This is a genomic window from Arthrobacter sp. GMC3 (genome assembly GCF_002929305.1).
Classification (GTDB): Bacteria; Actinomycetota; Actinomycetes; order Actinomycetales; family Micrococcaceae; genus Specibacter.
Genome location: NZ_PJIO01000138.1, coordinates 1 through 551 on the forward strand (window position 1 = coordinate 1; position 551 = coordinate 551).

1 protein-coding gene is annotated in these 551 nt (G+C 63.9%); it reads left to right on the forward strand.

Annotated elements, in window-relative coordinates:
• On the forward strand, nucleotides 1-340 hold a 340-nt coding region (locus CXQ94_RS24010), incomplete at its 5' end, for an aldehyde dehydrogenase family protein (RefSeq protein ID WP_146070427.1).
• Between the last annotated feature and the right edge of the window lie 211 nt (nucleotides 341-551).

Sequence of the window (551 nt, forward strand, 5' to 3'; positions counted from 1 at the left end):
GACCATCTTCGATGGCGTCGACAATGCGATGAAGATCGCGCAGGAGGAAATTTTCGGTCCGGTGCTCTCAGTGATCACCTTCGACAGCGCCGAGGAAGCGATCGCGATCGCCAACGACACCCCCTACGGCCTGGCCGCGGCGGTGTGGACCGCCGACCTGTCCAAGGCGCACCGCACCGCACGGGCGCTGCGCGCCGGCAGTGTGTGGGTCAACCAGTACGACGGCGGCGACATGACCGCGCCGTTCGGCGGCTTCAAGCAGTCCGGCAACGGCCGCGACAAGTCGCTGCATGCCTTCGACAAGTACACCGAGCTGAAGGCGACCTGGATTCAGCTCTGACGACATCCGTAGGGTGGATGTCGCCTTTTACATCCACCTTGTTGCACAGCCATGGTGGATCGATGAAGCGTGATCCACCCTACGGTCTTTTGAGCGTTCAGCTAGCTTTGCCCCCACTGCCCGCTGCGGCGCATCACCCCCCACTGGTGCTTGCGCCGGGAGAACCACTGCCAGAGACCGCGGCAGCGCCAGAGGGTGTTGAGCTGGCGGT